Genomic DNA, 1,200 nt, shown 5'->3' with positions numbered 1-1,200 from the left:
GGAGGAGTGGCCGCACCCGGTCGAGCAGCCGCTCGGCCCGCACATCGAGAAGTGGTTCGACCGGCAGGACTTCCTGCGGACGCACGACGACGCGGGGCTGCTGGCCGCCCGGTACGTGCTGGCCGACGAGGTGGTCCAGGAGCAGGTCGGCGAACCCGGTGCGGAGGACCCCGAGCACGTCGTGCTGCGGCACAACCGCGGCATGCGGCGCGCGACCAAGGTGGACACGGTGGGCGCCGGGTTCGTCGGCGTCTGCGACGGCACGCTGTCGGCAGGCGAGATCGTGGACGCCATCGCGCAGCTGCTCGGCGAGGACCGCGTGGTGCTCCGCGACCGGGTGCCGGAGTCGCTGCGGATGCTCACCGAACAGGGCTTCATCCAGCCGGTCGCCTGACCGATCGACCGATCGGAGCCCGGGCCGTCCGCAGCCCGGGCTCCGTTCGGGGCTCGGACCCCGAGCTCCTCGGGCCTCCCGCAGCCTCGTGGCCACCCGGGCTGCCGCGGCCACCCGGGCTTCTCGGGCTATCCGCTTCTCGGGCAACCCGGGCTTCCGTGGCTACCCGGGCCCACGTGCAGCCGTCGGCCTGTCCGTCGTCCTCGGCCTGTCCGTCGCCGGGGAGGCGCGGACGGGCCGTTCGGGTTCATCTCGCGGTAGCCCCCGATTCTCCCGGCAGTCGTCGAACGTCTGTCCCTCGTTGCCCCTTGACTGTGAGGCTCTGTCCACAGGCTGTGGACAGAGCTGGGGGTGAGGGGTGGAGCCGACGACGGCGACGGTGGGCGGCATGGTGCTCGCGCTCTTCGGGGGCGCGCTGTTGCTCTGGTGCGCCGCTGAAGTGCGCCTTCGTCACCGACTGCGGCGGCGCGGTGTACCGGCGGTGGCCACCGTGCTGGCCGAGACCGACGCGCACGGCGAACTCGACAGCGCGCCGTTGCTCTCCTTCTCCGCCCTGGCCGCGGTCGGCGGGCCCGGTGCCGCCCGTTGCGCCGAGGCGGTGATCACCCGGCCGCGCGGCCACACCCCGCTGCGCCGCCCGCCGGGTCTTGTACCGGGGGCGTCCGTCCGGATCGCCTATGACCCGCGCCGTCCGAACCGCGTGGTGCTGGCGGCGGCGGAGACGAGCCGGGTCGCTCTGACGGATCTGCTGTGGGCGGCGCTCGGTACCGGCTGCCTGGTCGCAGGCGCCGTGTTGCCGGCGGTCG

The 1,200-nt window shown here is 74.1% G+C and carries 1 protein-coding gene and 1 pseudogene; both read left to right on the top strand.

What is annotated here, in order from left to right:
* Window positions 1–394: pseudogene (locus tag MCM47_RS44500) on the top strand (transferase); the annotation flags it as partial.
* A gap of 358 nt (window positions 395–752) precedes the next feature.
* On the top strand, window positions 753–1,200 hold a 448-nt coding region (locus tag MCM47_RS44495; RefSeq protein WP_238951873.1), incomplete at its 3' end, for a DUF3592 domain-containing protein.

The sequence above is a fragment of the Kitasatospora sp. A2-31 genome (assembly GCF_022288725.1).
GTDB lineage: Bacteria > Actinomycetota > Actinomycetes > Streptomycetales > Streptomycetaceae > Kitasatospora.
This window is presented reverse-complemented; position numbering and strand designations above follow the sequence as displayed.